At 53.9% G+C, this 21,773-nt stretch carries 21 protein-coding genes; 13 read left to right on the forward strand and 8 right to left on the reverse strand.

Annotated features, from left to right (window positions below; genetic code table 11):
• Positions 1-16: 16 nt before the first annotated feature.
• Together QEH53_RS14965 and QEH53_RS14970 are read right to left on the reverse strand one after the other, a co-directional pair.
• Positions 17-1,075, reverse strand: coding sequence for an aldose epimerase family protein (locus QEH53_RS14965; protein ID WP_309024024.1), 1,059 nt, complete (start codon positions 1,073-1,075; stop codon positions 17-19).
• 105 nt (positions 1,076-1,180) lie between these two features.
• Positions 1,181-2,185, reverse strand: coding sequence for a twitching motility protein PilT (locus QEH53_RS14970; RefSeq protein WP_309024025.1), 1,005 nt, complete (start codon positions 2,183-2,185; stop codon positions 1,181-1,183).
• A gap of 331 nt (positions 2,186-2,516) precedes the next feature.
• On the opposite strand from QEH53_RS14970, the gene QEH53_RS14975 reads away from it, so the two are divergent.
• The 8 genes from QEH53_RS14975 to QEH53_RS15010 all read left to right on the forward strand — a co-directional run bounded on the left by QEH53_RS14975 (position 2,517) and on the right by QEH53_RS15010 (position 8,867).
• Positions 2,517-3,359: a prephenate dehydrogenase/arogenate dehydrogenase family protein gene (locus QEH53_RS14975; protein WP_309024026.1), complete on the forward strand. Its 843-nt coding sequence runs from the start codon at positions 2,517-2,519 to the stop codon at positions 3,357-3,359.
• Positions 3,346-4,737, forward strand: a complete 1,392-nt coding sequence (gene aroA / locus QEH53_RS14980; protein ID WP_309024027.1) for a 3-phosphoshikimate 1-carboxyvinyltransferase — start codon at positions 3,346-3,348, stop codon at positions 4,735-4,737. The genes QEH53_RS14975 and aroA overlap by 14 nt, the downstream gene beginning before the upstream one ends.
• A gap of 35 nt (positions 4,738-4,772) precedes the next feature.
• On the forward strand, positions 4,773-5,441 hold the full coding sequence (gene cmk, locus QEH53_RS14985; protein WP_309024028.1) for a (d)CMP kinase: 669 nt from the start codon (positions 4,773-4,775) through the stop codon (positions 5,439-5,441).
• 1 nt (position 5,442) lies between these two features.
• Complete coding sequence (locus tag QEH53_RS14990; RefSeq protein ID WP_309024029.1) at positions 5,443-6,096, forward strand: lysophospholipid acyltransferase family protein; 654 nt, start codon at positions 5,443-5,445, stop codon at positions 6,094-6,096.
• Positions 6,097-6,206: 110 nt separating this feature from the next.
• Positions 6,207-6,956: a hypothetical protein gene (locus QEH53_RS14995; RefSeq protein WP_309024030.1), complete on the forward strand. Its 750-nt coding sequence runs from the start codon at positions 6,207-6,209 to the stop codon at positions 6,954-6,956.
• Positions 6,957-6,967: 11 nt separating this feature from the next.
• Positions 6,968-7,117, forward strand: a complete 150-nt coding sequence (locus QEH53_RS15000; protein ID WP_309024031.1) for a hypothetical protein — start codon at positions 6,968-6,970, stop codon at positions 7,115-7,117.
• Between the two features lie 100 nt (positions 7,118-7,217).
• Entirely contained in the window at positions 7,218-7,934 is a 717-nt protein-coding gene (gene rsmI / locus QEH53_RS15005) for a 16S rRNA (cytidine(1402)-2'-O)-methyltransferase (RefSeq protein WP_309024032.1), read from the forward strand.
• Positions 7,935-7,958: 24 nt separating this feature from the next.
• Entirely contained in the window at positions 7,959-8,867 is a 909-nt protein-coding gene (locus tag QEH53_RS15010; RefSeq protein ID WP_309024033.1) for a hypothetical protein, read from the forward strand.
• Between the two features lie 59 nt (positions 8,868-8,926).
• Here QEH53_RS15010 and menD read toward each other — a convergent pair whose 3' ends face one another.
• Genes menD through metG form a run of 3 tightly spaced genes read right to left on the reverse strand, consistent with a single transcriptional unit; the run spans position 8,927 to position 13,634 of the window.
• Positions 8,927-10,654: a 2-succinyl-5-enolpyruvyl-6-hydroxy-3-cyclohexene-1-carboxylic-acid synthase gene (gene menD, locus QEH53_RS15015; protein ID WP_309024034.1), complete on the reverse strand. Its 1,728-nt coding sequence runs from the start codon at positions 10,652-10,654 to the stop codon at positions 8,927-8,929.
• A gap of 1 nt (position 10,655) precedes the next feature.
• Positions 10,656-12,080: an isochorismate synthase gene (locus QEH53_RS15020; protein ID WP_309024035.1), complete on the reverse strand. Its 1,425-nt coding sequence runs from the start codon at positions 12,078-12,080 to the stop codon at positions 10,656-10,658.
• Between the two features lie 15 nt (positions 12,081-12,095).
• On the reverse strand, positions 12,096-13,634 hold the full coding sequence (metG, locus tag QEH53_RS15025) for a methionine--tRNA ligase (protein ID WP_309024036.1): 1,539 nt from the start codon (positions 13,632-13,634) through the stop codon (positions 12,096-12,098).
• A gap of 253 nt (positions 13,635-13,887) precedes the next feature.
• On the opposite strand from metG, the gene QEH53_RS15030 reads away from it, so the two are divergent.
• From QEH53_RS15030 to QEH53_RS15050, 5 genes are all read left to right on the forward strand, one after another.
• On the forward strand, positions 13,888-14,442 hold the full coding sequence (locus QEH53_RS15030) for a prepilin-type N-terminal cleavage/methylation domain-containing protein (RefSeq protein WP_309024037.1): 555 nt from the start codon (positions 13,888-13,890) through the stop codon (positions 14,440-14,442).
• Between the two features lie 4 nt (positions 14,443-14,446).
• Positions 14,447-15,064 (forward strand): type II secretion system protein, encoded by a 618-nt coding sequence (locus tag QEH53_RS15035; RefSeq protein ID WP_309024038.1) that lies wholly within the window; start codon positions 14,447-14,449, stop codon positions 15,062-15,064.
• A gap of 4 nt (positions 15,065-15,068) precedes the next feature.
• Complete coding sequence (locus QEH53_RS15040) at positions 15,069-17,186, forward strand: hypothetical protein (protein ID WP_309024039.1); 2,118 nt, start codon at positions 15,069-15,071, stop codon at positions 17,184-17,186.
• 150 nt (positions 17,187-17,336) lie between these two features.
• The gene (locus tag QEH53_RS15045; RefSeq protein ID WP_309024040.1) at positions 17,337-17,978 is read left to right on the forward strand and encodes a hypothetical protein; all 642 of its coding nucleotides are present in this window, start codon (positions 17,337-17,339) and stop codon (positions 17,976-17,978) included.
• Positions 17,979-18,147: 169 nt separating this feature from the next.
• Complete coding sequence (locus tag QEH53_RS15050; RefSeq protein ID WP_309024041.1) at positions 18,148-18,378, forward strand: hypothetical protein; 231 nt, start codon at positions 18,148-18,150, stop codon at positions 18,376-18,378.
• A 124-nt stretch (positions 18,379-18,502) separates the two neighbouring features.
• On the opposite strand, the gene gatB is transcribed toward QEH53_RS15050, so the two are convergent.
• Genes gatB through gatC form a run of 3 tightly spaced genes read right to left on the reverse strand, consistent with a single transcriptional unit; the run spans position 18,503 to position 21,765 of the window.
• On the reverse strand, positions 18,503-19,951 hold the full coding sequence (gene gatB, locus QEH53_RS15055) for an Asp-tRNA(Asn)/Glu-tRNA(Gln) amidotransferase subunit GatB (protein WP_309024042.1): 1,449 nt from the start codon (positions 19,949-19,951) through the stop codon (positions 18,503-18,505).
• A gap of 7 nt (positions 19,952-19,958) precedes the next feature.
• Positions 19,959-21,431: an Asp-tRNA(Asn)/Glu-tRNA(Gln) amidotransferase subunit GatA gene (gatA, locus tag QEH53_RS15060; protein WP_309024043.1), complete on the reverse strand. Its 1,473-nt coding sequence runs from the start codon at positions 21,429-21,431 to the stop codon at positions 19,959-19,961.
• A 43-nt stretch (positions 21,432-21,474) separates the two neighbouring features.
• Entirely contained in the window at positions 21,475-21,765 is a 291-nt protein-coding gene (gene gatC / locus QEH53_RS15065) for an Asp-tRNA(Asn)/Glu-tRNA(Gln) amidotransferase subunit GatC (RefSeq protein WP_309024044.1), read from the reverse strand.
• Positions 21,766-21,773 lie beyond the last annotated feature (8 nt).

The following is a 21,773-nucleotide window of genomic DNA, read 5'->3' on the forward strand; positions in this document are numbered from 1 at the left end:
CTGGCGAAATAGCAATCTACCGAACCCCGAAGGCGTACACGGTCTTCGATCTGAAAACCTCTCCCGGACGCAAAGTCGTAGATGGAAAATGACCATAGTTCGGCGAATTCGGGAAATGCTGCGTCTCGAGGCAAAACCCGTCGCGCTTCTGGTACACCTTGCCACCTTTTCCAGTCAGTGATCCGTCGAGAAAGTTACCCGCGTAAAACTGAACTCCAGGCTCGCTTGTATAGACCTTCATTTCCCTTCCCGACTGGGCTTCGTAAGCAACCGCTGCCAAGCCGAATTCGCCATACTGCTTGTCTAAGATCCAGTTATGGTCATAGCCACCGAGTCGGCTGATCAAGCTATCCTCGGAATTCACAGTTGCTCCGTAAACTCTCGCCGAACGAAAGTCCAGGTCCGTCCCTTCCACGCTGTTGATCTCGCCTGTCGGAATTCCGGCTTCGTCGGTCGGCGTGAAGAACGCCGCGTTAATCAGCATCTCGTGGCCCAGCGGCGAGTCCCCGTCATGACCCGCTAAATTGAAATAGGCGTGATTCGTCGGGTTAAAAACAGTCACCTTGTCCGTGGTCGCTTCGTATTCAATAACCCACTCGTTCTCGTCGGTGAGTTTGTACAAGACTGTTGCAACGAGATTACCGGGGTAGCCTTCCTCACCGTCTGGGCTTCGGTATGTAAGTTTCGCTCCCATGTATCCATCACCGGATACCAGTTCCGTCTCCCACACGACCTTGTCGAAACCAACTTTGCCGCCATGCAAATGGTTGACTCCATCGTTCGCGAACAAGCCGTCGAACATTTCGCCATCCAGAGAGAACTTGCAGCTTCCGATCCGGTTTCCATAGCGACCGATAAGCGCCCCAAAGTATGCGTCATTGTGGTCTCTATACTCTTCGACCGTTTCAAAACCTAGCGTGACGTCTGCAAAGTTGCCGTCCCGATCCGGTACGTGAATTTCCGATACGATACCGCCAAGGTTCGTAAACTTGAGCTTGAGACCGTTTTTGTTTTCGAGGGTAAAGAACTCCATAAGAGGTTTTTGAGAAGCGTATAAGACTGTCGAATTCGTCACGGAAGAAGAGATCCGCCGAAGCTCCGCATTCTAAGCGCTCGCCTCCTGAGGCAAGCACCAAGTAACCCTCTCAAAAGAGCGATAACTATTGAATCAACAAAATTCCTAGCTTCCTTGTCCCAGCATCTTCCCAAACACCATCCGTCCGCCACTGGTCGGGATGATACTATCTACCTCGATCAACACGTCGGCACCTACGAGGTCCGCAGCTCCATTCACCACGACCATGGAGCCATCTTCCAAATAACCAACACCTTGGCTGTCTTCGCGTCCGGTCTTGACTAAACGAACTGTGATCGCCTGGCCCACGGTGACTTCCTGAGAAAGCGCCTTGGCTAGACCAAGCATGTCTACAAAAGGCACGCCCTCTTGTTTCGCTCTCGAGCTAAGGGAATCGCTTACCGAGAGAAGACGCCCCTTCAAGCTACGTACGATAAAGAGCATTTTCTCCTCGCGACTCTGCCCGTGCTTGAGCTCGCTCTCGTGCAGACGAACCTCAACATGTTCAAACGACCGCAACTCCGCCAATGTCTTCAAGCCTCGCTTGCCCCGGTTGCGCTCTTCCTCCGCTGACGAATTGCTCAACTCGTTTAGTTCGTCTACCACAAACTTAGGTACGAAAAGCACGTCCACCAACATTCTGGCTGCGACCAGCTTCGAAACCCGACCATCGACCAAAGTCGTTTCATCCAGTACCGCTAGAGGCACCTCTACCTGCTGCTGGTCGAAGCGAACGTACGGGATCACCAGGTTAAATTCATCTTTACCACGCAAAGCGATAATTGCTCCGAGATAAGTCACCGCCACGAACACTCCCACTCGCGAGATGTAGATCACCTGAGCGTCCCCTTCTTCGAAAAGCGGCGAAATCGTGATCAAGTGAGCCGCCAATATTCCAGCTAAGAGACCGAAAGTCAGAGCCGATAAGCCCCGCAGTGAGAAGCCCTTCATCAGCATATCGACCAAAATCAACAAGCAGCCGATTAGCACCGCCACTGTCATTACCAGCCAAACGCTGCCAAGTTCGTTGAAGGCATACCAAACGCCATAGCCACCCAAGGCGCAGAAGGCCAATAGGATAGCACGAAAAGTGAGAATCGATTGGTTCATTTTATGAGTCATTGCGGACAGAAATAATGGGAAGTCCGGTGGGCAATAATAGTAGCCCTAGGTATCCCTTTCCTATCGACCCAGAAAAACCCTAATCAACCGGAAAATGCCATATACACGAGCGCGACGACGGGGGCGGCGATGAACACGGTCATGACCCAATAAATTATTCGCTTGGCGCACTTTGCCTCTTCACTGTTTTCTTCCGGCTCTTCCATCCTTCACGTTCTCTCCAAGACGCTAGCGAGCAACCCTCTCCCGTAAAGGCCCAAACCGCAGCCGCCAGAGCAGAATTTCCGCAAACTTCACTTCCCAGACCTTCTTCGATAACGTGTTCCAAACCATCACCATTGTCGCACCCGGACTCCTCGGAGCATCGCTCGCCATCGCCGCTAGCGAAAAAAGCGTCGCCAAGGACATCTCAATCTGGGCCCGACGCCCGGAAGCGGTCGAATCCCTTCTCCAGCAGCCTTGGTGCACCCGAGCCAGCACCGACCTCGACGAGGCCTGCCGCGGCTCCGAGCTCATCGTGCTCTGCGCCCCAGTCAACCGCATCATCACCCTCGCCGAGGAAATCTCCAAATTCGCGATCGGCAACCCCATCGTAACAGACGTCGGTAGCGTCAAGGCCGACATCGTTCATCGCTGCGAAGCCGCCCTCGTTGGCAGAGCGCACTTCATCGGCTCCCACCCCATGGCCGGCTCCGAGAAAACCGGGATGGAGAACGCCTGTGGCGACCTCTTCGAGCAACGAGTCTGTTTCGTCACCCCATCCGACAAATCCAATCCCGAGGCCCTCGCCAAAACCAACGCCTTCTGGGAAGCCATCGGTTCCCTAGTCGTTCAAGAAACGCCCGACCGCCACGACGAGATCGTCGCCCAAGTCAGCCACCTTCCTCACCTTCTCGCCTCATCGCTCGCCACTTTTCTCGCCACCCGCTGCCCTACCGCTGCGGACTACTGCGGAAACGGCCTACGCGACACCACTCGAGTCGCCTCCGGCAGCCCTGAGCTTTGGCACGAGATCGTCGACCAAAACCGACCCGAGGTGCTTCGCGCCCTTCGCGACTTTCAAGATCACCTGCAATCCCTAACCGCAGCTATCGCCAACCAAAGCGATTTCGAACTCCTCAAACAACTCGCCGACGGAAAACAGTTCCGTGACCAGCTATAAATCGAGGCGGGTCGACTTCTTCGAAGACGACCGATTTCCCATGCAAGATCCCTATCCAGTTACTCCCTTCACCACTCCGGTCCGCGGCAGCGTCACCGTGCCCGGATCTAAAAGCATCACCAATCGAGCCCTTATCATTGCTGCCCTTGCCGACGGCGAAACCCTGCTCGAAAACTGCCTTTTCTCCGAGGACACCGAGATCATGATCAAAGCCCTGCAGGAACTCGGCTTCAACGTGCGACCCGATCCAAACGCGAAAACCATCCGCGTCCATGGCCTCTCGGGAGAGATTCCGAACAAAAAGGCCGAACTCTTCGTCGGAAACTCCGGCACCTCCGCTCGCTTCTTAACCGCCTTTCTTTGCCTTAGCAAAGGCGGCGATTACACTCTCGACGGTGTCCCTCAAATGCGTAAACGCCCCATCGTCGACCTTGCCACGACCCTCAACCAGCTGGGAGCCAATATCGAAACCACCGACGGATTCGCGCCGCTACGCATCCGTTCCAGCGGGTTAACCGGTGGACGCGCTTCCATCGACGCCTCATCCTCGAGCCAATTCGTCTCCGCCCTCGTCATGGCCGCCCCCTATGCGGAGAACGGCATCGAAATTATCCTCGAAGACACCTCAGTCCGCCGCAGCTACATCGACATGACGCTGGCCATGCTCAAGCAGTTCGGCGTTCCTAAGTCCGCCCTGTCCTCCTCGGAACAGGGATACCTCATTCAGAACTTCATCCCCTACCAAGCCAAGCCTGAAGGTTATCTCGTCGAAGGCGACGCTTCCGCGGCTTCCTACTTCTTCGCCCTGCCCGTCGCCGTCACCGGCGAGCTAGAGATCCACGGCGTCACCCAAGAATCCCTGCAAGGCGACATTGCCTTCTCCGGCCGCATGGAAGAAGCGGGAGCTTACATCGTGTGGGAAAAGCACTCCGCCACGGTCCACTACGAACCCGGCGCCAAGCCCGAATCGCTCGAGGGAAGCTTCTATCCCTACTCCGATACTTTCCTCACCGCTGCTGCAGTCGCTCCGCTCTTCAACGGCACCACTTCCATCGAAGAAATTGGGCACACCCGACATCAAGAGTGCGACCGCATAGCGGCCATGGCCGACGGTCTGCAACGCCTCGGCCAAAAGGTGCAGGAAACTGAAGGTTCCCTCACCATCACTCCTCAGCCACTCCAACCCGCTACCATTGCCACCTACCACGACCACCGCGTAGCCATGAGCTTCGGCGTCCTCGGTTGCTTCGACGCCCTCGGAAACGGCCAACCTTGGCTTCAGGTCGAAGATCCGACTTGCTGCAAAAAAACCTTTCCTGACTTCTTCCAAGTATTGGAAAAGCTACGACAGGACTCCCTAACTAGCGCCACGCTTTAGCGTGCGACCCCGGAGCCCAATAATCCATTCCTACAATGTCCAAAAAAGACTTTATCATCATCGCCGTCGACGGCGGAGCCGCCGCCGGCAAAAGCTCAACCTCGCGAGCCCTCAGCCAACGATTCGATCTCATGCACGTCGATACAGGCTCATTCTACCGGGCAACCACCGTCAAGCTTCTCGAAACTGAAATCGCACCTGAGTCCGGAGCAGCCATGGACGCAGCCCTCGCATCCATCGAGCTCGGCACCTACATCGATGAAAACTCCGCCTACATCGTAGTCAACGACTGGATACCCGACGAGTCCATCCGTAGCGAGCGAGTCAACGCCAACGTATCCCAATACGCCGCCATTCCCGAGCTGCGCAAATTCCTCCTAGACTACCAACGCGACCTCGCCACCATCGCTCGCGAGGAAGGCTTCGCCGGACTCATCATGGAAGGCCGGGACATTGGCTCCGTCATCTTCCCAGACGCCGACCTACGTCTCTACCTCTACGCCGACCCCGCCAAACGGGCCGCACGTCGCGCGGCAGAAGGCCTCGCCGACAGCATCGAAAAACGCGACCAAATGGACAGCAGCCGGAAGACCGCGCCACTATCTATTCCTGAAGGAGCCACCCTCGTCGACTCCTCCGAAATGACTCTCGAAGAGGTAGTCGAGCACGTTTCGGAACTCGTATCCAAGGCTTACCTACAGTAAGATGCCAACCGTCTACTCACCCACCATCTACCACGCCAGCAAAACCTTTGCCGCCGGCGTGCTCAGCCAAATCCTCATTGGAGACGTCGAAGGTATGGAAAACGTGCCCCCCAAAGGTGGGGTCATCCTCGCTGTCAATCACGCCAGCCATTTCGACCCTCCACTCATCGGCTGTCTGCTGCGTCGCCACATCAATTTCTTCGCCCGCAAAACCCTCTGGTTTAACAAAGCCGCCAGTTGGTGGCTCGACAGCGTCGGCACCATACCGGTTGATCGTGACGGCGACTCTGACATCAAAGCCATGAAGGCCACCCTTTTTACCCTCAAAAACGGGGGACTTCTGACACTTTTTCCTGAGGGCACTCGCAGCCCCGACGGTACCTTACAGTTCGCCAAACCTGGCATCGGCCTTATCGCCGCAAAATCGCAGGCGACCGTCATCCCCTGCCGTATCTTCAATTCCAACAAAGTCCTCTCCAAAGGGAAAGTCCTTCCTAACTTCAACTTGAGCGTACACATGCGCTACGGTAAACCGATCTCACCACGCTCCTACGATCCCGGGCGCGAAGCAGGCAGGGAACGCTACCAAATCGTAGCCGACCGCATCATGGCCGAGATCGCCAAGCTTACCAGGCCTAGGACTCAAGCGATCTGAGCCCTCCTCGATTCGCTCTGAATCTACCCTTACTCCTGCCTGCGTCGGCCTCCTAATCTCTACATAAATTATACTTCCCTCCCGCAACACGCGGCCTAGCATCGAATACCATGAAAGTGATAACCCGAATTCTCCAAGCCCTGGCCATCCTCGGAGCCATCGCAGCCGGAGTGTTCTACTTTCTCGCCAAGGCGGAGTACCAATCCCTCGACACCAACCTGAAGTCCCTAAACTCCTCTCTCAAGAGCGAGAAAACCAATACCCAAACGCTTCAGCAAGAGAACTCCGTCCAAGCCGAAACCATCGAATCCCAGGCTTCAGAGATCCAAAAACTCACCGCTGACGCTCTTCTCGCCAATAACCAGCTTCTCCAGATCCAACGGGAAAATAAGCGCCTCGCCGACGAACGTGACGCCCAGGAAGTCGCCGAGCGCCGCCTGCAAAAAGAAAACAGCCGACTCACCCAAGAAGTAAATGTGCTCAAGGCCACGAGCGTACCCCAAGAGGAGATAGCCAATTACGAACTCGCCATCGCCAACCTAGAACGACAAGTCCTCGAACTTCAGCAAACACAACCGCTACAACAAGCTACAAGCGTTCTACCCACCTCTATTCCCGCCGACCCCGCCATAAGAGGAAACGTCCTGACAGTCGGTAAAGGAGCCTCCTTCGTCGTACTCGACATCGGCTATAGCGACGGGGTCCGCCTGCAAAATGAACTTTACGTCCAGCACGCTGACACACCAATCGCCAAAATACAGGTCACCGAAGTGAAGGAAAACTTGAGCATTGCCCGCGTTCTGCCAGAGTTCCTCCTCAAGACCCCGCAAACTGGGGACTCGGTTTCCAGCCTCAACTGACTTCTACAATCATGAAAAAGTTCTTATCAATCATTCTCGCTGCCGCGAGCATCGCATCTCTTTTCTTCGTCACAGGCTGTGCAGACCCAGACGAATCCACCATTCCTTGGAGCCGACCAAAGGACTGGGAAGGCGGCGTTCCCGGAATGGGCAGCAACTAAGCGACTACCGATAGAATCGACGAATCTCAGCAGAGGTTCGAAACCACAATTGACGGATCTCGAAAGAGATCCGACTTTTTTTATCTACGCACGAGCTTACATGTCCTCCGACAATCCATCCCTCACCCCTGAGCCCGGTCACCTCTACGTGATCGCTACCCCCATCGGCAATCTCGCCGATATCACCGAGCGAGCCTTATCTCTCCTCTCTAAAGTCGACTCCATAGCGTGCGAAGACACGCGTACGACCGGCACGATGCTCACGCGCCTCAAAATCCGCCGGCCTCTCTTAGCATACCACGACCATAACGAAAAGCACGCGGCCAGTTCTATCGTAGCTAAGCTGCATGCCGGCGAGTCTGTTGCACTCGTTTCCGACGCGGGTACTCCCGCCATTTCTGATCCCGGTTTCCGAGTAGCCCGCGAATGCCAGCGCCTAGGACTTCCAGTCGTTCCGATCCCCGGTGCATGTGCCGTCACATCACTCCTCAGCGTGAGCGGACTCCCCACCGACGCCTTCTTCTTCGCGGGATTCCTTCCGCCCAAATCTGCCGCCCGCCGCCGTTTCTTCGAAGAGTATCGCAATTTCAAGCACACCATCGCACTCTACGAATCCACTCACCGCATCGAAAAGATGACCGCCGAACTAGAGGACGTACTTGGTCCAGAACGTGTCGTCTGCATCGGTCGCGAGCTCACAAAAAAGTTCGAGACCATCCGGTCCGGTCCCATATCTCAAATCCGCGAGCAAATGGCCACCGCCAGCAAAAAAGGCGAATTCGTCGTGCTCATCGCACCGGAAAACTACGAGCTTTAGCCCCATCCACAAAGTCACTACCGCATGAAATCAGTCGGCGTCATCGACGTAGGATCTAACACAATCAAGCTCCTCATCGCAAAGGCAGGCCAAAAGCTTCCAGCAGAGAAAGTCGCCTTCGTCGTTGAAGAAACCCGTATTGGCGAGGGCATGACAGGCCATCCTCCCGTCATAGACGCCGACGCGATAGCACGCGGCTCCTCAGCCATCGCCCGACTGGTCGAAGCTGCCTGCGAATGCGATTCCATTTGCATCGTCGCCACCTCCGCCGTCCGAGACGCGTCCAACAAGCAAGCATTCGTCAACGCTGTCGAAAAAGCGTGTGGCCACGAGCTACGAATCCTCTCCGGCGACGAAGAGGCAGCCTTTATCGGCCAAGCCCTCAAGTGCGATCCCGCCCTCTCAAAACTCGAATCCTATTCCCTTCTCGATCTCGGAGGCGGCAGCCTCGAGTGTATCCAATTTTCGAGCGGAAAACTCCTCGAAGCTGAAAGCCTCCGAATCGGATCCGTACGCTTAGCCTCTTTACTACTGACTGATAGAGCGATTCCTCTTCAAAATGAGAAGCAAATCCTGATCGCCGAGTACGTGAAGGAGCAATGGCTTGCCTCCAAATTCCCAGCGCGCTCCAGCCCATCCGAGGTCGCCGTGCTAACGGGAGGAGCCGCCAAGCACTTGGCCGAAGCACTTACAAGTCGACAACTCGCAGATGGCCTCGCAATCGACGAATTCTCGCGAATCGCCCATCGTCTCTGCTCACTACCGCTACAGGAACGCGTTGCAGAATACGGCATTCCCGAGAGCAGAGCAGACATTTTCCCGACCGCTATGGTCACACTTGAAAGCTCTCTCAAGCACCTCGGCTGCGAACGCCTCTACTTCTCAGAGTTCAATCTCCGCTTCGGCGTCGCTGCTAGAATGCTAACGTCCTAGGCTAGTCAGCCGCGCGTTAGCTTCAGCTCGTTGACACGCCGCCCTGTCTGAGAGGTAACCTACTTCAGCTCCCGACTAATTTCGGCAAACCATTGCTTGCGCAAAGCCGCGTCCCGTTTCCGATCCGTGCAAATCTCCAGTAGACGAACGCCCTCCGATTGCTCCCCTAGCTTCCCATCGAGTTCGGACCAACTCTCGATGCGCTCGTAGCCGATCCCGTAGGTCCTCGCCCAATTCGAAAAGTCGACATACTGATCCGTGCCGTAATGTTTTTCGAATACATCCTCGAACTGCGAAACGGGGAGCATTTCGAATATGCCTCCTCCAGAGTTGTTCACCAATAAGATAGTCAGGCTTCCTTTCAGGTTCTTAGCGATCAAAGCCCCATTCGTATCGTGCAACAAAGCCAAGTCTCCAGTTAGCAAAAACGTCTGCTCAGCATCGTGAGCGACTCCTAGAGCTGTCGACAAAATCCCATCGATTCCATTTGCGCCGCGAGAGCTGAAGACCGAAATCCCCAGATCGTTTCTGCCGAAATAGAACTCCATATCGCGCGGCGGCATACTATTGGAAACACAGAGCGAACTCCCTTCTGGCAAGACCCTAGAAAGGGTCCATGAAACCTTCGCTTCGAAGAACGTTTCCGTTGCAGCAAAACGTGTATCCAATGCTTCGCTCACCTGCCGTTCGAGTTCGAGCCAGCGTTCCGCGTAATCTGCAGCGTCTCCTTTTTCAACGATGACTCCGCCAAACTCGAAATCTGCATAAACGTGGGTCGCCCGTGAGTGGGTCGCATCCAAGTTAATCGGACGATCGCTAAGAATCGTAAGCGCCACATCCAACTGGTCTATCCAAGTCCGCAATGCCTTGCTCGTCGGAAATCCGCCTAAAACAATAACATGCTCGGGTCGCAATAATTCAGAGAGCTCTGCATTTCTCAGTACACTTTCGTACCCACAAACCAATGAAGTGAACGCGCTCGCATTCGTGCGAATCGGATTCAAAGCATCCGACAGCAACGGCCAGCCTAAGCTATTTGCCCAGGCTGCAACGTTTTCGCACCAAGCTTCTTCGTTTACAGGTGATGCGGGGCCGACCAAAATCAATCCTTTCTGAACATCGCGAACTGAAGCCGGCAGCATCGCCTGTAGGAGTGGCAAGGCATCCGAAGGTTCGATGTGAGAAAAGAAAGAAGTGAAGCCATCTCCGTCGAACGGTGACGCAAAGCCTGCTTGCGCAACGGGAATCAACGGGTCGCGGAACGGGATGTTCAAGTGGACAGGTCCACGATTTGATGCGGTCGCAAAATCTACGCAATGAACTACCGCTTGCCTCAAATAACGCAGCAATTCGACACTCGAATCCGGTACAGCCAGCTCGATTTGCTTTCGTGCGTATCCACCGAAGATCTTCACTTGATCTATGGTCTGGCCCGCAGAGCAATCTCTCAATTCAGGAGGACGATCCGCCGTCAAAACCAGCAAAGGCACGCCACTCTCGCTAGCCTCTACGACTGCTGGAAATAAATTGGCGACAGCCGAACCAGAGGTACAAATGATCGCTACTGGTTTCCCTGTTCGCTTCGCCAAGCCCAAGGCAAAAAATCCTGCCGAACGCTCATCTAAAATAGGCAACGCTTCGATCGATTGGTGACGAGCAAAAGCGAAAGTCAGCGGCGAGCTACGTGATCCTGGACAAGTAATGGCGTAGTCTACACCTTTCCGGTGTAGTGTCTCCGCAATGACATCGGCCCAGAGTTCGTTCGCGTTCGCCCATTCTTTGCCCATATCAGAGTAGGTTTTCTTTGAGAGCTTGGAACTTTAGATTCGTTTCCAGGTGTTCGCGTTCCGGTACAGACCCCTTGACCACACCTACTCCCGCGTAGAGGCGAGCGATATCGCCATCGACGAGAGCGGAACGAATGCCTACCAAAAATTCGCCCTCTCCCTTGGAGTTTATCCAACCGATCGGCCCTGCGTAAAGGCCGCGGTCAAAGCTCTCGTGTTCCTTGATTTTTGGCACTGCAGACTCGCGGGGCGTACCTCCCACTGCAGGCGTAGGGTGAAGTTCTGAGACTAGATCCAACAAATGGATACCATCTTCCAAGTCTGCTTCGACATCTACAAACAGGTGCTGCACATTTTGTAGTTTCTTCAAACTTGGATGACACTTCCCTTCGACCGAGAGACCAATATCGCGCAAGCGTCGACAAACCGATTCATGAACGATCCGATGTTCACGCCGGTCCTTTTCGCTTTCCAGCAGCCCTGCTCCCAATCGGGCATCCTCAGAGGCCGTTTTGCCGCGAGGAGCCGTGCCTGCAAGAACGTCTACATTAACAAGCCCTTGGGAAACGGATACAAGGCGCTCCGGACTGGCACCGATAAAGCTCTGCCCTTTTCCATTGGCTATTGAAAAGGCATAACAGTCCTCGTAACGCTCGCGCAGCGTATTGAGAATTTCCAACGGGTGAAATGCTTGGTCCGCTTTGAGATCGAGTGCTCGAGCCAGCACTATCTTCTGAAACTCACCCTCATCGATCAGATTCAGAACTTTGCTGACCGACTCGCGGAAGGCGTTTTCTCCTCCGCACTCTTCGGTTGCAAGTACACGCAGGCTTTCTCGCTTCGAACGTTCCTCTTCGTCGGTGTAGTCAAAGGTGCGAAACTTCGTATTCGCATTCCAGATACGTTTTGCCACCGACTCGATATCATCGCCCGCATCGATCGTCGCGTTTGCTATCGCAATGCAGCGTCCTTTGTAAGCAACGACCTGCCATCGAGGCACGAAAGCAGAAGTAGCGGGAAACGGCGAATTCTCGGCTACTTCGTCGAAAAACGTGAATCCGCAGAAAAAGTGCGGCCCGAAAAACGGCAAGGCGGGATCACCCACGGCGATGGAATTATCCAGCACCTCATCCATCCATAGCTTTACCGATTTGAAGCGCTCAGCTCCCGCAGGCGAAAAGCTCACCGCGACTTCAGCACCGGCGATCGCCAGTTCATCGCGACGCCGTTCGATGTAAAAGTGCTGCTGACGCTCCTCGTAGATTGACTCTAAAACTGCGAGTGGATCCAGGATCGACGACTCCGCGGCGATGCTCACCAGCTGAGCATGCCCCTTCTCCGCCGCTTTGAACTGGCAGCCTTGCAAAAAAGCATGCAAGGCTTCGTAGCTCTTCGCTTGGCTGGGGTCTAGCTGGATAGTATCCACAAAAGGGAAACGTGCCTACTTCTTCTCTTGCTGCGGCTTTGGGAAAAGAATCACCTTTTCGCCGACTTTGGCTCCGGTCAAAGCATCGGAGGCCTTGAGGCGCTCCAACCACGGTGCATCACTCTCGTATCCGAGAAGCTCGTACACGCGTGTGGTGGTCTGAGGCATGACCGGCTCAAGCAGACCGACTGCCCGGCGAAGTGCTTCGGCCATGAGCGAGAGAGCCGTGGCACAGGTATCCTTGTCCTTCTGGTCATCCGACTTAGCAAGTTTCCAAGGGGAGCGTTGCTCGGCGTAGCGATTGATAGAGCGGATGAAAGCGAAGGTGAGCTCCAAACCCTTGTGGAATTGGAAATCCTCGTAGAGTTCGACTACCTTGTGCTCGGTGTTTGCCCAAGCGTCTTCCAGCTCTTGCTCCGGTTCTTCAGCCACAGAGCGAGGGGGGAACGTCTCGCCGCAGTAGCGAGGCGTCATGGTAAGCACGCGGTTGAGCAAGTTGCCCAAGTCGTTTGCGAGATCGCTATTGTAGCGGTTGGTGAAGAGATCGTCTGAAAAATCACTATCCTGCCCCACACTCATTTCGCGAACAAGGAAGTAGCGCAGTGCGTCCACACTGTACTCCTTTGCAAATTCGCTCGGTTCGATGAAGTTACCAGTGCTCTTGGACATCTTGTCGCCGTTGATGGACCACCAACCGTGCACGAGCAGGCTGGATGGGATTTCCACTCCAATGGCTTTGAGCATTATGGGCCAATAGACAGAGTGCGGCGGCAAGAGAATATCCTTGCCGATCACGTGGTAGTTGACCGGCCAATACTTTTCGAAATCTGGCGTGCCGTAACCTACCGCGCTGATGTAGTTCACCAAGGCGTCGAACCAAACGTAGGTCACGTACTCCTCGTCGAAGGGCAGCGGGATCCCCCACTCGAGGCGCTCCTTGGGGCGGGAGATGCAAAGGTCGTTGATCGGCTCTTTGAGGAACTCCAGCACCTGCTTGGCCCGGAAACGCGGGAATATGAAGTCCTCGTGCGTCTTGATGTGCTCGATCAGCCAATCTTGGTATTGGCTGAGCTTGAAGAAGTAGTTGCTCTCCGTGATTTCGGTGACCTCGCCAAAGAGTTCCGGCCACTTGCCGTCGACCATGTCCTTTTCTTGGAGGAATTGTTCGGCACGTGAGCTGTAGAACCCCTTGTACTCGGCCTGATAAATTTCTCCACGATCGTAGAGGTCCTGCAAAATAGTACGAACCACGTCCTTGTGGCGCGTCTCCGTGGTGCGGATGAAGTCGTCGTTGGAAATGTTGAGGCTCGAGCAAAGCTCTTTGAACTGTTCAGCAGCTTCGTCGCAAAGCTCGATCGGCTCGATGCCTCGCTTGGCAGCGGATTGCTGGACCTTTTGGCCGTGCTCATCGATTCCGGTGAGGAAGTAGACATCATCCCCCATTAGTCTGCGGAAGCGGGCGACCACATCGGTCAGCACCTTTTCGTAGGCGTGCCCGAGATGGGGGGAGCCGTTCGCGTAATCAATTGCGGTGGTGATGTAAAAGGACTTCATCGATCAAAAATTAAGCGGGAGTGAATAAGCTCCGGCAGAGCTGGCCGCAACCCAAATAAGAGTCCAGCCCCCGTACGGAATCCCCCCGAACAAGAACGCAAGGGCAGTCAGTAATTTCCGCAAGGCCTACCTGTAGCGTTCGCCACTTCTAGGGAAACCTCGCTGGGGTAAGGCGCTCAAAACCTGTATCTAGAAACACTAAAACGAGATTTTTTTCAGATAATCCTAACTATACACCGATAGATGATCTGAAATGCCCTCCTTTCGTCGAAGATCCAAAACCAAACCCGCTACTGCTGCCTTCACACTCGTGGAAGTGATGGTGGGAACCGTCATCTTCACAATCGCTTCAGTCGGAGTCCTTTCAGGTCTACTACAAGCCCGCAAGATGACGGAAGGCTCGATCTATGTAGCGACCGCCACAACAGTGGCACAAGGCTACGTCGAGCAGCTGAAGAACATGAAGTTCAGACATCTCGATGAAAGCACCATCCCGGAGCTGATCAGCCAAGGTGTGCCGGATTCCCTCATCGTCTCCCCATTACCTGCCGACGTGGAAACGGGCAACGCTGACACTGATATCGTCAATACCCGCAGCATCGACATCAACAACACACCTGAAGTCGCTCAGGACGATCTGAGTATCAACTTTGTAGTCTACGTTCAGGACATCACCGACGAAGCAAATGGCGTCGGCGAGGCGCGGCGGATCGTACTCCGCTGGGACTATACAGACAACTCCACAGGCGCGAATGTAGCGGTCGGCAATACCCTCTACGCCATACGCTCGCGTATCCCAACTTTCTAAGAACATGCGAACTGTAACCAAAAGGCTGAGCAAGAAAGCGTTTACCCTCACCGAGGTCATGGTGACCACTGTGGTCTTTGGAGTAATTATGGGGGCGGTGATGAGTTTCCTTATTTCAACGTCAAACTTCGCAGCCTACAACGAAGGCAAGTTGCTCGTGAACCATGACATACGAAAGTTCACCAGCGAGCTAAGCGACAACGCGACTTACTCGAACTTCTTCGTCATCTACGAATCCTTTACCAATCGCACACGAGTCGACGCGGGCGGATCGGGAGACTTCCTAGTACTCGTCTTCACGGACGACAACGACCCCAACCTCTATACCGGCTTAATAGGTTTCTACCGAGCCGCGACCGAAGACTCCGAAGGTCCTGTCATGCGATTCTCGACCGATTTCAGTTCGCCGCAAGCCGCTGTTCTCGAGGATCTCCTCCCTGTAGTGGAAACAATAGGAACCCACAGCGAAATAATAGAGCTCTCAAAAGGACTCAGTGACGGCCAACTCTTCTTCAATTTCTATAACCGTAGCATAACCGTCCAAGGCGAGATTCTCCATCACGGAAGCAATCTCAAACGGGCAACCAACACCTATAACTTCACTGTATCACCGAGAGGCTAAGCGTATGAAAAATCGAAATGCAAGAATCAGCGAGAAACGGGGCAGCGTAGTGATGGCAGTCTTCGTCATCACTACGGCGCTTGCGGTCGTACTGGGAGCCATCCTCAGCCATTCTCTCACCGAGCGTAAGATTAATGCCCGTCACGAACTTCGCCTCATCGCAAAGAACGCTTCCGAGGCCGTCGTCGAGTACGGCTTCGCCCAGCTCCGGCATAAGTTCGAGAACCAAACGAACTTCTCCAACTCCGCGCTCTCACCTTCATCGGCGGACGCGCTGAGCATGCCTTCTTCCAATCTTTTCGGCTCCAATGTAGATCACACGAAATCAGAAATCATCGGCGGCATAATAGACGATTATCCCACTACTTTGACATTTATTGATCCGGCTAATCCCGCGAACGAATTCGATCCTCTTCGTGGCCAAAGCGTCTACGCACGACAAATCGCTCTGTACGCGAAAGCGACAGTTATAGATCCTCGAGGCGGACCAGACATCACGAACTACGTCACTCAAAAGATGCAAGTTCGCGACGCCCCTCTTTTCGCCCACGCCATCTTCTACAACCTCGACCTTGAAGTCTCACCTGGACCTAAGATGGAGATCCACGGACCCGTTCACGCGAATGGAAACCTCTATTTGCAAGCAATTAATGGCGTGGACTTCCACTATCCCGTCTCCACGGCGAGTGACATGTTCTACGGCTGGGGCACTTCTGTCCGATCTGCCCAAGGTTCCGGCGGTGAATCCCTGCAGTCCGGTCACGTAAAGTTTAAGAACCGCGCCGGGAACCTAGCCTCCATGAAAGTCAACAACTCATATAAAGACTCGAATATGAGTAACTGGAGAACCTACGCGGCCGATCGATGGAACGGCAATCTACTCACTCAAGAGCACGGAGTAGAAACCTACAACCCAGTCGCCTTTCCGGATTACCTCCCAGACAATCCGACCACTGCAGCCTACGATCCGCTGAACTCTGGGCACCAGTTGATCGAAGCTCCACTGAGCGTCGTGCATCCTGACTACAACGAGGAGGTCGAGAAGCAAAAGCTCTCCAACAAGGCCGGTCTCTATATAACTTGGGATGTGCAAACAAACGAGGTACGCCTCTACAACGAGGGCGGTATTCGCTACGACATTACTCACCTCGAAGGCTCCGGCGCTAACAAATTGTTCGAGATCAAGTCTGACGTCATGTACGATCACCGCCGCAACGAGTATATAACGATGCTCGAATTCAATGTCGGCAAACTCAAGCAGCTCATCGAGGACCCCGACTACTCAGTCGACAACGAACATATCAAACCGTACGACGCGTATGGAACCGTCCCTGCCGATGGATCGTCTGTTTACACAAACGCGTGCTACAATCCTGGAGCCGACTGGAATGGAATCGTCTATGTTGAATGCAAAACCAGCTCCTCCGACGCCAACGAGCAAGCGAGGCTCCACTACTCCGGAGTTCGCCTATGGGGAGGAGAAACCGATGCTTGGAAACAAGGAATTCCCAGCCGCGGAGCGGATCCCGGTATGACATTAGCCACCAATAACGCGCTCTATGTGCTCGGAGATTTCAATGCTGACGGATCTCTGCACGAAACCAACACCAGCGAAAATAGCTCCGTCGTTCCGGAGCTAGGAGAAGTTCCTGTCGCACTCTTTGGCGACAGCGTCACCATACTCTCCGAAAATTGGGATGAAAATAGGTCCAGCTACGACGCAAATTCCTTTTCCACGAAAAAGCAAGACGCCCGCTCCACCGAGGTCGCGGCGGCCATTGTATCAGGTTTGATTCCCTCCAACGCTAACGGAAACGGTCGTAGCAGCGGAGGTGTGCACAACTTCCCCCGATTCCTCGAAAACTGGTCAGGCGACGACCTCTACATCAGAGGTTCCCTCGTTTGTCTCTACGAAAGCGAGGTAGACGATAGTGCCTGGCGCATCGACTATTATGGGCCTCCTGGCCGCAAGTGGGGATTCAGTCAACTTTTCCTCGACGGCACCTTCCCCCCTGGCACACCACTTTTGAGAACGTATCGTAGAATCAACTACACCAACCTCACAAAAGAAGAATACGAGGACCGTATCTCGACACTTCCTTGGCAGGTCACGTCTAACTAAGATAATAACCCGCTACGAAACTAAGATTTGATCGATGTCTAAGGACAGCAATCGATCGGACGAATAATCCAATCTAAAACCAAAAGTAAGACACGAGAAGCCGATCAACCGTCCAAAAGGTTATCGGCATTCCCCCGAAGCGAAGTTACGATGACTCTAAATAAACCGCTCTACACCATTGCCCTGTTAATGGGAACAGCTGCAGCAGCTTTTTCCCAAACTGCAAATGACGGGAGTGATCTCGAAGCTCTCTTCTGGCCTAAATCTGCTCGGCCAGAATTGAGTACGAGAAGCTCCTTCGACAATTTCGACGGAATTCATGTACCCATGTTGCTGGTACAATCGAGCGACCTCTCCTTCGAACTCGCAAACCGAGAGAATCTACGCATCAATCGACCGTCTTCGAGTCGCTACTCTGGCGAGATCACAGACACCCAACTTCCCGGAATCACGATCGGCCTTTCACTCTTCAAGGGAGGTGAATTTCTTCCAGACCTTTCCGAAGTCTCATGGTCAGCCTATCGAAAAGGGCTCCTGATTGAAAAACCGTACATCGAGATCGTCTTGGAAAATACGAACATCGGGCAAGCGATCACCCCTTATGTTTTCGGAAAGCAGTTTCGCCAAATCGTGTATCAACTGGAAACGACGCGGGGACTGGTCAAACGGCGAGAAATTTTCTGCTTTGTAGGGTCCAATCTCGTAGTGTTCACCATCAGCGGAACAAAACAATCCGTCGATCTACATTGGACAGCTGTTGAGAATCTTATCAGTGAGTTGAGCCTTGAGTAAGGGTATCCATTTAAATCGTCGGCCGTCCTCAGGAAAATGTCAGGTGAGGCATAGGGGATTGGATGAGGCCAATCTAAGCAAAGACAGGGTTAACCGAATTGGCACACTCTGGGGGTTGTAATACCCTATATTCCGTTGTCTTCTAGTGGCCTCAAAAGCGACACGAACTATGAAGCCTATCCTCACGACAACCGCCTGTATCTTCGCCGCGACTGTCCTCTGCGCCCATATCTCAACTGACGATTTAGGACTCACCAACAGTGACGATAAAAACGTCGCTCAGGCCTCTGAATTCGAAGCTTCCATCAACTCGGTAAGTGAGTTTTCGCCTTCCATGTACGGAATTATAGGTGCAGCCACTATGGGCTTGGTGATCGCGAGCAGGCGTCAGAGAGCGTAACGAATCCTTTCCATTCGCTCACTCCCCTAATTCAAGTCAATCGCCAACCAGGCGGTTGACTTTTTATTTGGACGGACGGCTTGAAGGCCGTCCCACCACCTAGAACTTAACCTGGGTAGCGTCCTTAATCGATCAGCTCGCGGATGATCTTGTTGACCAACTGCGGGTTCGCCTTGCCCTTGCTCTTCTTCATGACCGGCCCAAGCAAGGCATTGAGCGACTTTTCGTTTCCGTCTTTGTAATTCTGCACTGGCTTGGGATTCTCATCGATCGCCTCTTGGCACCAGACCTTAACCTGCCCTTCGTCGAAATCGGGCTTCAAGCCCTTACGCTCGATCACCTCCTCCGCAGTTTCGCCTGTTTTGAACATCTCTGGGAAGACGTCCTTGTTGGCCACATTCTTCGGGATGATTCCCTGGTCGACGACCTTGACCAAGCCCAGCAATGTATCCGGAGTTATCTTACACGTATCGATACTCATTCCCGCTTCGCTCAAATCGCGCAGCAAGTCGTTCGCCACCAAATTGCCGATTGCCTGTGCAAGCTTCGGTTCCTGCTTAGCCGCAGCTTCGAACCAATCGCTCAAAATGCGGTCCGGCACCAGCACGGAAGTAATCGAAAATGGCAGGTCGTATTCCTCAATGAAGCGACGCTGCTTGTCCCAGGGTAGCTCCGGGATTTCGTTCTGCAGCTTCGTCTTCCAGTCCTCGTCGATGCGCACCGGCATCAAATCCGGATCCGGGAAGTAACGATAGTCGTGAGCGTCTTCCTTCTCGCGCATCATCTCCGTCTGGCCGAGGTCCGCGTTCCAACGCCACGTCGCCTGCTTGATCGTATTGCCCTTCTTGAGCTCGCGCGTCTGGCGCTTGATCTCGTACTCGATGCCATTCTTTACGCCGGTGATACTATTGAGGTTTTTAAGCTCTATCTTTTGCCCCAGCTCCTTCTGCCCAACTGGACGCACCGAAATGTTCGCGTCCGCGCGCATCTGGCCCTTCTCCATATCGCAGTCTGAGATACCGCAATAGATCATGGTTTGGCGAATCGCGGTAAGAAAAGCGAAGGCTTCCTCACCGGAGCGCATGTCCGGCTCGCTGACGATTTCCATGAGCGAAGTGAAGGCCCGATTGTAATCCACCAAGCTGTCGTCGGCAAAGTGGTTCAGCTTGCCCACATCGTTCTCCAAATGGATACGCGTCAGGGCGATCTTCTTGTGCTCGCCCATTTCGCCGCGGTTGTGCCCCGGCAACTCTATTTCCACAAAACCACCGTCACAGATCGGCTGGTCGTACTGGGTGATCTGGTAGTTGTTTGGGCTATCGGGGTAAAAATAGTTTTTGCGGTCCCACTTGCAGGATTCCGGAATCGTACAATTCAACGCCAGGCCAGCCTTTATTATTCCATCAAGCGCCGCCTTGTTCATCACTGGCAACGCCCCCGGCAATCCCATTACCACGGGATCGACCATAGTGTTCGGCTCGTGCCCATAGCCTGCACGAACGCGGGAGAAAATCTTTGATTCGGCCTTTATCTGAACGTGAACTTCCAGGCCAATTACTGCTTCGTATTCCATTATAAAATTAGAGGCTTGGGTGTTGATCCTTGAAGTCGTGGGCCATTTCAAACTCGTGGGCGATCGAGAGCAGCTCGTCCTCCTTGAACGGCTTGCCAAGGATTTGCAATCCCACCGGTAACCCGTCGCTGTATCCACACGGCAATGACATGCCAGGGATTCCCGCGAGATTCGCAGAGATTGTATAGATATCACTCAAGTACATGGAGAGCGGATCGCTCGCCTTTTCACCTTTCTTAAAAGCGGGAGTTGGAGAGGTCGGAGTAAGGAGTGCGTCGACCTCCTTGAAGGCGTTTTCGAAGTCTCGGCGAATCAAAGTACGAACTTTCTGAGCCTTGAGATAATAGGCGTCATAATAGCCGCTGCTCAAAACGTAGGTACCCAAAATAACGCGACGCTTCACTTCTTCGCCAAATCCTTCCGCACGCGATTGGCAATAGATATCCACCGAGTCCTTGGCGTCGAATTTCTCAGCCCGGTGCGTGTAGCGGATACCGTCGTAGCGAGCCAAATTCGATGACGCTTCCGCCGTCGCGATGATGTAATAAGTCGCCACCGCGTAGTCCGTGTGCGGAAGCGACACTTCCTTTATTTCGCAGCCGAGACTCCTGTAGAATTCGATCGCCTCGAGAACTGGCTTCATGGCAGGCGTATCCGCTGCGGTGGCAAAATACTCCTTTGGCAAACCGAGCGTCCACTTGTGACCGCGCTGTTTTTCCATCGCCTCCAAGAAGTTCGGCGTGGAAACCTTGTAGGACGTCGAGTCGCGCTCGTCGTGACCGGAAATGGCCTGCAGCAGCAATGCCGCATCCTTGACGTTGCGCGTGAGCGGACCGACTTGGTCGAGCGACGAGGCAAAGGCAGCCAGACCATACCGCGAAACGCGACCATAGGTTGGCTTCAAACCGACAACACCACAGTGCGAAGCGGGCTGGCGAATCGAGCCACCGGTATCGCTCCCCAGGGTCATCACCGCTTGCCCCGCAGCCGCAGCCGCAGCCGATCCACCGGAACTACCGCCGGGAATGCAATCGAGATTCCAAGGGTTGGAGGTCGTCTTAAAAGCCGAATTCTCCGTAGAGGAACCCATTGCATACTCGTCAAGATTGAGACGACCCCATAGCACCGCTCCCTGCGACTTCAGTTTCTCGATACAAGTCGCATCGTAGGGCGAAACAAACTTCTCCAGCATCTTGCTGGAACAAGTCAATGGTTGACCGTTCACCGCAAGGTTGTCCTTGATGCCGACGGGGATTCCATCCAAAGGACCGAACGATCCTCCCGCTGCTCGCCGCGCATCCGAGGCATCGGCCTGAGCCAAGGCGTCGACTTCATCGTAGGAATTAAACGCGCCGACCTTGTCCTCGACCTCCTTGGTACGAGCGATCGTCGCTTTCATCAGATCGACCGCTGATAGTTCCTTCTTCTCTAGCAACTCCGAGAGCTCACTAGCCGACTTGTAATGCAATTCTTTAGACACCGTATCCTTCGTGTTTTCTTTGTGCTCTTCGCGGGAGTAACAATCAGTCCACTACCTTCGGTACGACGATCATGTTGTCACGTTGGGCTGGAGCGTTCTTGAGAGCTTCTTCCGTAGAAAGCTCTCCCTTCACCTCATCCTCTTGCCAAACATTATAGACAGGATGCGGGTGAGCGGTCGGCTCCACGCCTTCCGTATCCAATTCCTCAAGCTTCTCTACGTATCCAATAATTGAATCCAGTTGCTCAGAGAGTTTTTCCTTCTCCGCATCCGTCAGATTGATACGCGCAAGCTTCGCCGTGTAATCGATATCGATGTGCTTTTCCTCAGTCATGGTCAATA

The sequence above is a fragment of the Pelagicoccus sp. SDUM812002 genome, from assembly GCF_031127835.1.
Taxonomy (GTDB): domain Bacteria; phylum Verrucomicrobiota; class Verrucomicrobiia; order Opitutales; family Opitutaceae; genus Pelagicoccus.

Excerpts from the sequence above, each read along its gene's own strand:
- QEH53_RS15050 (WP_309024041.1), top strand. The coding sequence starts at position 18,148 with ATGAAGCCTATCCTCACGACAACCGCCTGTATCTTCGCCGCGACTGTC.
- menD (WP_309024034.1), bottom strand. The coding sequence starts at position 10,654 with ATGGGCAAAGAATGGGCGAACGCGAACGAACTCTGGGCCGATGTCATT.
- QEH53_RS15035 (WP_309024038.1), top strand. The coding sequence starts at position 14,447 with ATGCGAACTGTAACCAAAAGGCTGAGCAAGAAAGCGTTTACCCTCACC.
- QEH53_RS14990 (WP_309024029.1), top strand. The coding sequence starts at position 5,443 with ATGCCAACCGTCTACTCACCCACCATCTACCACGCCAGCAAAACCTTT.
- QEH53_RS14995 (WP_309024030.1), top strand. The coding sequence starts at position 6,207 with ATGAAAGTGATAACCCGAATTCTCCAAGCCCTGGCCATCCTCGGAGCC.
- metG (WP_309024036.1), bottom strand. The coding sequence starts at position 13,634 with ATGAAGTCCTTTTACATCACCACCGCAATTGATTACGCGAACGGCTCC.
- QEH53_RS15045 (WP_309024040.1), top strand. The coding sequence starts at position 17,337 with ATGACTCTAAATAAACCGCTCTACACCATTGCCCTGTTAATGGGAACA.
- rsmI (WP_309024032.1), top strand. The coding sequence starts at position 7,218 with ATGTCCTCCGACAATCCATCCCTCACCCCTGAGCCCGGTCACCTCTAC.
- QEH53_RS14970 (WP_309024025.1), bottom strand. The coding sequence starts at position 2,185 with ATGAACCAATCGATTCTCACTTTTCGTGCTATCCTATTGGCCTTCTGC.
- cmk (WP_309024028.1), top strand. The coding sequence starts at position 4,773 with ATGTCCAAAAAAGACTTTATCATCATCGCCGTCGACGGCGGAGCCGCC.
- QEH53_RS15030 (WP_309024037.1), top strand. The coding sequence starts at position 13,888 with ATGCCCTCCTTTCGTCGAAGATCCAAAACCAAACCCGCTACTGCTGCC.
- QEH53_RS15040 (WP_309024039.1), top strand. The coding sequence starts at position 15,069 with ATGAAAAATCGAAATGCAAGAATCAGCGAGAAACGGGGCAGCGTAGTG.
- gatB (WP_309024042.1), bottom strand. The coding sequence starts at position 19,951 with ATGGAATACGAAGCAGTAATTGGCCTGGAAGTTCACGTTCAGATAAAG.
- QEH53_RS15010 (WP_309024033.1), top strand. The coding sequence starts at position 7,959 with ATGAAATCAGTCGGCGTCATCGACGTAGGATCTAACACAATCAAGCTC.
- gatC (WP_309024044.1), bottom strand. The coding sequence starts at position 21,765 with ATGACTGAGGAAAAGCACATCGATATCGATTACACGGCGAAGCTTGCG.
- QEH53_RS15000 (WP_309024031.1), top strand. The coding sequence starts at position 6,968 with ATGAAAAAGTTCTTATCAATCATTCTCGCTGCCGCGAGCATCGCATCT.